Genomic DNA, 8,909 nt, shown 5'->3' with positions numbered 1-8,909 from the left:
CGTTCCCGCAGATCCATCGAATAGGGCTTGGGCATCGCAAATCACCTCCTACCGGAAGTGAATCACCAAGTTTGCCTCAATGGAATCCCTCTTGATTCAATCTGAGCGTCCGCCGCTCTAGTCTAGCGTGAAACATGCCGGCCTTGATGGCCTCGATGATGCCGCGGATCTGCTTGTCGACCTTTGCCAGTTCCACGTTCCAGCTGTCGGCGTTGGCGCGGCGTTCGCGGTTGAGCCGGTTGGTCTCCGCGGCATAGGCCCGTATCGCAGCAGCGGCGGCCTCCGGCGCCATCATCCGGTGCTTCAGGCCGGCAAGCACGCGCTGCTCCAGGTCACTGCGCGCAATGGTGCAGCGGCTGGTGCACGAGCCGTTGTTGGTGTGGCTGGAGCAAGCGAAGCGGTCGACACTGCGGGGCAGGAGCTGTCCTCAGTTGATCTGCAGCGTCACCGCGGGATGAAGTTTCTTGAGATTGGGTAGGGATTTTGCCTGCCACGGGAATTCCGAGCTGCCGCGCACGATCAGGCGGACATCGGCATGCTTGCGGACCTCGATGGTGAATTTCGCCAGGAGGTTGATGCCGGACGAGTTGAGGAATTCCAGGTCCCGGAGGTCGAGCGAGATCTCGGCGGGCTTCCGCTCGAGCACGTCCAGCATCAAGGCGAGGATCGGGGCATAGGCATCGGAGCCCGAGAGCCGCATGGTGCCGTCGAAGAAGATCTCGCCTGCCTCGGTCCACACGCGATAGTCGTCGGTTCTTATTTCCATAATACGATGTCCGTCAGTTTCTCATCTCCGAGACCGGGATGGTGGCATAGGTCTCGAGGTGTATGCGGTTGACCGCCTCGGTTGGGCTGAAGATCCATGCCAGCCGGGCGCCATAGTCGCTCATCAGGGTGAGCAGTCCCAGGCCGGAGCCGGTAGCGTCGGCGTCTTCTGCATTGGCTTCGATGCGGCGGATCAGATGGTCGGCCGGGTCGCCCATGGTGATTTCGGCAAGCAGGCGCTGGAAGTCGGCGGCGGAGGCCTCGGCGATGACGTTGGTCACCTTGACCTTGAAGTTGCCCTGCTCCATCGCCGCTTCGACCACGATCTCGCCCGGCTCGCGGAACTTCAGCGCGTTCTCGATCAGCTCGTTGACGAGATAGCCGATATTGTGCCGCACCTCCTTGTAGTCGTTGCGCGAGGCGTGGAAGGGCAGCGCGAACAGCTCGGCGAAGAAGTCCGAAGTGGTGGCGCAATGGTGCCATTTGAGTTCGAGCGGCCCGTCGAACAGCGTGACGCGGCTGATGCTCTCCCTCATGCCGATGGCAATGTCGGCCGGTCCATACAACGTGGTCATGGTCTCACCTGTGCCGCATGACGACGAGCGTGATGTCGTCGTGGATCTTCCTGGCGCCGATATGTGCCATCAGGTCCTCTACTATACCGGTCTTGATCTCTTCGGCAGAGCTGCCGTGGCGTTGTCGCGCACTTTCACACAGGCGATCGAGGCCGAACAGCTCGCCGTCCTCGGCTTCGGCCTCGGTTACCCCGTCGGTGTGCAGCACGATCACGTCGCCGCTGACGAACGGGATGTCGCGGGTGGCGACGAAGGGCGAGATGTCGCGCTCGAGGCCGACCGGAAGTCCGAGGTCCAGCGTGTCGATGCGCTCGACCTCGCCGCCGGCGCGCAGGACGAGCACTTCCTCGTGCTGTCCCGACAGGGTCATGCGTCCGCCGTCGTAGTCCAGGAAGGCCAGGGACAGGTGCTTGTCCGAGTTGGTGCGCTCGATGTTCTTGTAGATTGCCCGGTTGAGCCGGTCGAGGAACTGCAGCGGGTCGCCGTCTCCCGTCTCCTGGAGGGCGCGGGCGACCGACTGCACCATCAGCATCAGCACGCCGCTCTCCAGTCCGTGCCCGGTGACGTCGCCGATGCCGATCTTGACCCGTGATCCGTTTTCCAGCACGTCGTAATAGTCGCCACCGACCTCGTCGGCCGGCCGCATATAGGCTGCGATCTCCACTTCCGGGATGGCCTCCAGATCGCGCTCCTTCGGCAGCACCATCATCTGGATCTGGCGGGCGACGTCCAGCTCGGCACCGAGGCGCAGGTTTTCGCTGCGCAGCTTGTCGTTGAGGCTCGAGATTTCCTGGTTGGCGTCTTCGAGGTCGCGGGTGCGGTCGTCGACGAGCTGTTCGAGGTGCTCGGTGTTGTAGCTGATCTCCTGCGCCATGCGGTTGAATGCGACGCCGACCTCGCCGACCTCGTCGCGCGATGGAATGTTCACGCGGACCGAATAATCCTTGTTCTGCAGCCGGCGAGCCGCCCCGGCAAGCGCGCTCAGGCCGGCGGTGATGCGCTTGGACAGGCCGAAGACCGCCGCAAACACGATCATCAGCGAGACCATGATCGCGAGCAGTTGGTAGAGCAGGATGCGGTTGGTTGCCTGCGAGATGCTCTTCTGGGCAGCAAACAGCGACGCGTAGATCTCGCGTTCCGGCACCACGATGCCGACGGACATCGCCTGGGCCTGGATCGGCCCGGAGGTCCAGAGATTCGTCTGCTTGAGCTTCTTCAGCACGACAATGTAGGGAACCCCTTCGCCACCCTGGTTCAGCGTGATGTGCTGGATGACGCCGTCATCGTTCTGGTCGAAAGCGAGCGCGGCGATCGCCGGCTGGGTGCTGCCGCCGAGCGAGCGCTCCAGGCCGGTGACGCCTTCGCCGGCCTTGCCGCTCGACGAAACCAGGCCGATGGTCTCTTCGCCCTTGGGATTGATGGCGACCACATTGCCGTTGGACATCGTCAGGAAGCCGAAGCCGCTGTCGGCGACCCTGACGTTTTCCACGACCTCGGCGAGCTGGTCGAGCGTGATGTCGGCGCCTGCCGCACCTGCCACACCGCTGCGATCGGGAGTCCACAGCGGATGGAAGAAGCTGACGATCAGCTTGCCGGTGATGGCGTCGGTGTAGGGTGCCGTCTGGGTGATGTCGTTGCCGCTGACGGCGCGAGATTCCGGCTTCGCCGCCCACTGCTGCCACGAACCGTAGATGCCCGGGAAGAAGAACTCCCAGAATTCGGCCTTGTTATGCCCGGGATAGAGCCGATCGAAGGTCTGAGCCTGATCGGTGTAGGGGGCGGTCCTGAAGATCGGCCGCTCCTTGGGCCCGATATAGTACATCTGCAGCTTCGACGAGCCCGTGGTCAGCAGGCTTGGCGCAACCAGGTCGAGCACTGCGCTGTTTTCGATCTCCTCCTGCACCGCCGGCAGTGGCTTGCGGTCCGGGCCGAGCAGATAACCCCAGACGCTGACGACGGACGGCGCACCCGGCAGGTTCTGGGCCCAGTCGCCCTGAGCGTTGTAGACCACCGACACCGACCCCGCGGTCTGGCGCGCCAGCGTCGCGCCGACCTGCTTCTGCCTGTCGGGATTGTCGATCTGCGCCTGCAGCACGCCGGCCAGCGACTTGACGTCCGCATGCACGCGGTCGAGCAGAAGGTCGACGCGGGATGCCGTGGATTCGGCATAGGAGCGGATATAGGCTTGGTTGGCCTCGGTCAGGCCGGCGCCGACCTCGGAGGTAGCGTCCTCGGACAGCCGCTGGACGTTCCACAATGCCAGGCCGCCGCTCATCAGCAGGTCGAACAGCACGGCGCCGCCGACCACCAGAACGAACTTCGCCCGGAAGGAGCGCAAACCGAATCGCGGCGTCTCCTCGGCGGGGGCGCTCATGACGGCTTGCGCCCGGATGCGGCCCAGATCGGCCACCCAGCATAACCCTTCGGGTGAAGGGCGGCGTAGATGTGGTCCCGGAAGCCCTGGCGGAAGCGCTTGACGAACTCCGGCGAATCGCCGCGCTTGGCGGCCATGTCGCCGGCGTAGACGTCCTCCCACGCGGAGATGACATCGGCGAAGTCGTTCGGGTCGCCATCGAGGTTCGTCACCATGAACTGTTCGACCCTGATGTCCTCGAAGCCGGCTTCGGCGAGGTAGCGCCGGCTCTTCGGGCCCAACTCCACATCCATCTCGAAATGCTCGAACAGCTTGGCGACCTCGTTGTAGGTCCACTGGATGCTTTCCGCGCGCGGTTCGCCCAGGCAGTGTGAATTCTTCTCGTTGGTGATGTAGACGCGCCCGCCCGGCTTGCAGATCCTGAGCAGCTCCTTGAGGATGAGATCCGGCCGGTTGAAGATCTGCAGCGAGTGCCGGCATGTCACCAGGTCGAACTGGTCGTCGTCGAGCAGCATTTCCGACGCATCGCCATAGGTGTATTCGATGCCGCGGACGTCGAACTCCTCCGCCACCTTGCGCGCGTAGGCCAGGCTGGAGCGGGAATGGTCGAGCGCCACGATGCGCGCCGGCTCGAACTCCTTCTGCACCAGCATGGCGAAGTCGCCGATGCCGCAGCAGATGTCCGCCATGGAGATGCCCGGACGCATGCCGTGCCGCTCGAGTATCGAGCGCTCGTGTCGCCAGGTCATCTTCGTCTGCGTGCGCAGGATCGGGATGAAGCCGCCTTCCTCGAGGAAGCTCTGCCCGGGATAGAAGGCGCTGTCATATTCCTCGACCGTGATGTTCGGCTCGATCTTGCTCAGGCGGCTGAACTTGCGTGTCGTCCAGCCGACCACGCTCGAGGTGACGACCACGAATTTGAGGTCGGGGCGCATCCGGCAGGCATCGACGATGATCCTCGAGAAGGCATGGAACGCGACGTTGTTCATCTGCGCGAGGCGCCGGACGTTGAGGTAGAGAACGCCCCGCACGCGGTCTATGGCCTCCTTGAGCAGGCTGAGGCTGGGGGCGAGTTCGTCGATCGACTGTGGCCTCACGCTCCCCGAGAGCGTGAACTCCTGGCTGTTCATGTCGTATTGTGCCCGGAAGCGGGAAGAATGCGGGCTCAATGTGCGGAACCCCCGAGCGGCAAGTCTACCACGAGCGCGATCCTGTCCTCGCCGGATGTTTCGAGCCACAACGCGGCCTCGTAGTCGACGGCCAGTTCGAGCAGCACCATATCCCGGCTCGGCGCGGTGTCGCCCGACAGCGAATTGAGATAGCGCTGCTGCGCGTCGGCACTCTGCGCCTGCAGGATTGCCTTTTCGTAGAACTGACGCTCCTCGCTTGTGCAGGCGAATGCCAGCTCGATGCGGTCGATGTGGGCGTGCCGGGAAACCTTGCACGCGATCACGCCCCCCGGATGTCGGGTCCGGAAGGCGACCTCCAGCAATTCGTTGAAGGCAGATGAGAACAGATTGGAGAACAACACCGAATCGGGCCGGTTATGGCTGATGGCCCTGGCCACGTAATTCGAAATGTAGTCGCAGTTCATCCAGTTCGACAGGAATGCGGTCACATCCATGTCGAGCTGGATCATCCGGCCGAACTCGCGTTCGGGACCTGGTTGTTGGGGTGCGGCATTTGCCGACATTGATATCCTCGCCGGATAGGGTGGATGCCGTGACGCAGACGATCCGCGATCCTGACATGAGCACCGGTTCGATTTTTCCGTTGTCCGGACAGGGTCTGCCCGTCGCATGCGACAGCAGCCATGCCAGGTCGGTGATGACTATTGGAAGGCCCGATCTTCCTCCGTCGCAACCAGCCTAACCCCCGAACGCTTTATAAATTCCCGTGTCGGCTGCGCCCCCTGGGCGCGGCCAAGGAAATTGCCCTGCAGGCAGTCGCAGCCTTCGTCAACGAGCCAGCGTGCCTGGGCGGCCGTCTCGACCCCTTCCGCGGTCACGCTGATGCCGAGACCGTGCGCCAGGCCGATGATGGAGCGGACAATCGTCTGGCTCTTGCGGTCCGTCGCCAGCTCGTTGATGAAATACTGGTCGATCTTCAGCGTGTCGAAGGGGAAATTCTTGAGATAGCCCAGCGATGAATAGTGGGTGCCGAAATCGTCGAGCGAGATGCGGATGCCGAGCACGTTCAGCGTGTTCAACGTGTCCAGGTTGTCGACGGTCTGCTCGAGCAGCACCGTCTCGGTGATTTCCAGTTCGAGCCGGTCCGCCCGGATGCCGACATTGTCGATGATCTGCGCGACCGTGTCGGTGAGCGTGCCGCTCAGGAACTGCGCCGGCGACAGGTTGACCGCCACCGTCAGCGACGGCGGCCAGCTCATCGCCTGGCGGCAGGCCTCTTCGATGACCCAGGCGCCGATGTCGTCCATCAGGCCGTCGGCCTCGGCGATGGGGATGAAAACGCCCGGCGGTATCAGGCCGATTTCCGGATGGTTCCATCTGAGCAGCGCTTCGAAGCCGACCACAGTCTTCGGCGGCCTGATCAGCGGCTGGTACTCAAGATAGAGCTCTTGCCGCTCCAATGCCATGCGCAGGCTGCGCCTGAGGTTTTCGCGCTGCTCGAGCAGCAGCATCATCGAGCGGTTGAAGACCCGCGCGCAGCCGCGCCCGTCGCGCTTTGCAGCATAGAGGGCGATGTCCGCCGCCTTCATCAGCTCCTCGTTCTCGGTGCCATGTTGCGGCCCGAAGGCGATGCCGATGCTGGCGCCGACGAAGAGCGGGATGTCGTTGATGATGAAGGGCGCCTTGAAGGCGTCGACGATCGCCTGTGCGAGGCGTTCGGCCTCTCCCGGCTGCTGCTTGCCGGTCTGGATGACGGCAAACTCGTCGCCGGCATATCTGTATGCGCTTTCGCCCGTGCCGAGCGCGCCGCTGATGCGGTTGGCGGCGAGTTGCAAAAGCGTGTCGCCCGTGCCGTGCCCGAGGGTGTCGTTGACCGACTTGAAGTCGTCGAGGTCGATCTGGAGCAGCGCGGGACGATCTCCCGACTTTTCGATTCCCGCCAGGATCTGGCGTAACGTTTCGCCGAAGTGCCGGCGATTCTGCAGGCCCGTCAGGGCATCATGCGTCGCCTGGTGCAGCAGCCTGACGTGCTCGGCCTCCTTGTCCGCGCTCCTGCGATCGGGGCCGGCGTCGGACAGCTCGAGAATGCCGATCCCGTCCGCGGCCTGGAAGATCACGACGCGCCTGGGCTCCTCGCCGTGTCCGCTCAGGTTGAAGATTGCCGGTACGCCGTGTCGCGGAACCAGCTGACGGGCGTCCGCCGGCACTGTCTCGACGAGTTTCGGATAGATGTCGCGCAGATGTGCGCCTCCCGAAGCCGGGTTGCCGTGAACGTCCCGAAGTCCGGCGGCATGGCCGGTCAGGCGGAAATCACGACCGTAGAACGACACGATATCGGTCGTGTCGGCCAATAACCCCTGAAGTCGCACGTCGGTCGAGGGCAGGTCGGATGCACTTCCTTCCCGGCTTCCCCTGCCTTGCGCGCCCCGCACGTTCGCAAGCCAACGTCTCAAGCGGTACAAGTCCGCATCTCCTTACCGCTACGGAAGGCAAGCTAGCACAACAGCGTAAGCCGTGGCAAACGCTTGCCGTTTGCTGTTCACAGTGTGACGGCCGCCGCCGCTGCGGGCGCGGCCGGCATGCAGCCGGTTGCGCACCCTGCAATCGGGCCGCCGGCCGGGGCCTTCGCGGTCCCCCGGGGGGATCCGCCGGCAGGGCCGGCCCGCTGCAACCGCTCGTTGCTCGCAGCGTGGCCGTGCATTGGCGATGCATTTGAATGAAAGATATACTGGATAATATAGGCCAAATTTACCATCATCAAAAAGTCGCCCACCCTACATATCACCATATATGTACCAAGTTTCCCCTTGGTTGCAATTGTCGCTGTGGCACTGTTCTGTCGGACAACAAAACAGGGGATAGGGCGATGGCGACGACCGGCTCGCAGTTCGGCAACAATTCGGGTGAGATCGAGGGCGGTCTGGCGCTGTCCGGCAATGGACGGTCGGGTGGCGGCAACGAGCTGCTTGTGGCACAGGCCGAGGGCCAGCCGCAGCAGCAACAGCCGGCGGCGCAGGCCGAACCGGTGCCGGTCGATGCCGGTTCCGGCCAGCCGGCCCAGGCGCCCCAGCCGCAGGCTGCCGCCCCCGCCGCAGCGGCGCCGAGCGAATATGCCGCCGACGCCTCCAACGTCGTGCGGCTGCCGGCCAATGTTTCGGTGGACAACATCCGCGTCGACGGTGCCAACCTGATCCTCGAGCAGGCCGACGGCAGCGTCATCGTCATCAAGGACGCTGCCGCCAACGTGCCGACCTTCATCCTCGGCGACGTCGAACTGCCCCGCGTCGCGCTGATCGCGGCCCTCGAATCCGCCGGCGTCGACGTTGCTTTCGGTCCCGACGGCGCGATGTCGGCCGCTCCCGGTTCGGCCGAGAGTTCGGGCGGCAACTTCGAAGCCCCGGTCGGCGGCATCGGCGACGGCTTCGACCTCAGCGCCTTGCTTCCGCCGACGGCCCTGCAGTTTCCCGAATTCGAGCGGCGCGAGCTTTTCCCGGCGGAGCGCCGCAACGGCGAGCCCGCGATCAACTTCGAGCCCGGCACGACCCTCGGCTCGGGGATCGTGGACGAGGCTGGTCTGAAGACCAATGGCTCTGTCGGTTCCGATCCCGATTCGGACAAGGAATTCCATCAGGGCACGTTTACCCTTTCCGACCCGGATGGCCTGAGCGATCTGGAGAGCCTGACAATCAGCGCAGCCGACGGCAGTAATCCTGTCACTGTCCCGATCTCCGGTCTGGTTGGCGCGACCTTTGCCGGCGAGCACGGCACCCTGACGATCACCGGCTATGACCCGACCACAGGCGTGGTGACCTACCAGTACGAGCTAACCGAGCCGACGCAGGATGGCGCTGGCGCGGAGACCGACGTCTTCAACCTGGTCGTCTCCGACGGGGAAGCGTCGTCCGTGCCTGCGACGCTGACGATCGAGATCGTCGACGATTTGCCGGTGGCGGCGAACGACGGCAATCTGCTGACGGTTGCGGAGCAGGTGACGGGGGCCAACATCGGCTCTGCCGAGACGCTTCTTCTGTCGAACGACCAGTTCGGGGCGGACGGGCGCGGTGC

The 8,909-nt window shown here is 64.1% G+C and carries 7 protein-coding genes and 1 pseudogene; 1 reads left to right on the top strand and 7 read right to left on the bottom strand.

Annotation, left to right across the window (positions count from 1 at the left end):
• Nucleotides 1-76 precede the first annotated feature (76 nt).
• The 7 genes from AmiPiv_RS23135 to AmiPiv_RS23105 form a co-directional block, all read right to left on the bottom strand.
• Entirely contained in the window at nucleotides 77-319 is a 243-nt protein-coding gene (locus tag AmiPiv_RS23135; RefSeq protein ID WP_340041297.1) for a hypothetical protein, read from the bottom strand.
• Nucleotides 320-427: 108 nt separating this feature from the next.
• On the bottom strand, nucleotides 428-766 hold the full coding sequence (locus AmiPiv_RS23130; protein ID WP_340041296.1) for a slr1659 superfamily regulator: 339 nt from the start codon (nucleotides 764-766) through the stop codon (nucleotides 428-430).
• A 13-nt stretch (nucleotides 767-779) separates the two neighbouring features.
• The gene (locus tag AmiPiv_RS23125; RefSeq protein ID WP_340041294.1) at nucleotides 780-1,340 is read right to left on the bottom strand and encodes a slr1658 superfamily regulator; all 561 of its coding nucleotides are present in this window, start codon (nucleotides 1,338-1,340) and stop codon (nucleotides 780-782) included.
• Between the two features lie 4 nt (nucleotides 1,341-1,344).
• Nucleotides 1,345-3,714 carry a SpoIIE family protein phosphatase gene (locus tag AmiPiv_RS23120; RefSeq protein WP_340041292.1) on the bottom strand — a complete coding sequence of 790 codons (2,370 nt, stop codon included), beginning with the start codon at nucleotides 3,712-3,714 and terminating at the stop codon, nucleotides 1,345-1,347.
• The gene (locus tag AmiPiv_RS23115; RefSeq protein ID WP_340041290.1) at nucleotides 3,711-4,844 is read right to left on the bottom strand and encodes a methyltransferase domain-containing protein; all 1,134 of its coding nucleotides are present in this window, start codon (nucleotides 4,842-4,844) and stop codon (nucleotides 3,711-3,713) included. Before AmiPiv_RS23115 ends, AmiPiv_RS23120 begins: the two co-directional genes overlap by 4 nt.
• 35 nt (nucleotides 4,845-4,879) lie before the next feature.
• Complete coding sequence (locus AmiPiv_RS23110; RefSeq protein ID WP_340041288.1) at nucleotides 4,880-5,407, bottom strand: ubiquinone biosynthesis methyltransferase UbiE; 528 nt, start codon at nucleotides 5,405-5,407, stop codon at nucleotides 4,880-4,882.
• A 138-nt stretch (nucleotides 5,408-5,545) separates the two neighbouring features.
• Entirely contained in the window at nucleotides 5,546-7,195 is a 1,650-nt protein-coding gene (locus tag AmiPiv_RS23105; RefSeq protein WP_340041286.1) for a putative bifunctional diguanylate cyclase/phosphodiesterase, read from the bottom strand.
• Between the two features lie 365 nt (nucleotides 7,196-7,560).
• On the opposite strand from AmiPiv_RS23105, the pseudogene AmiPiv_RS23100 reads away from it, so the two are divergent.
• A pseudogene (locus AmiPiv_RS23100) lies at nucleotides 7,561-8,909 on the top strand (hypothetical protein); the annotation flags it as partial.

The sequence above is a fragment of the Aminobacter sp. Piv2-1 genome, from assembly GCF_037625995.1.
Lineage (GTDB): Bacteria > Pseudomonadota > Alphaproteobacteria > Rhizobiales > Rhizobiaceae > Aminobacter.
This window is presented reverse-complemented; position numbering and strand designations above follow the sequence as displayed.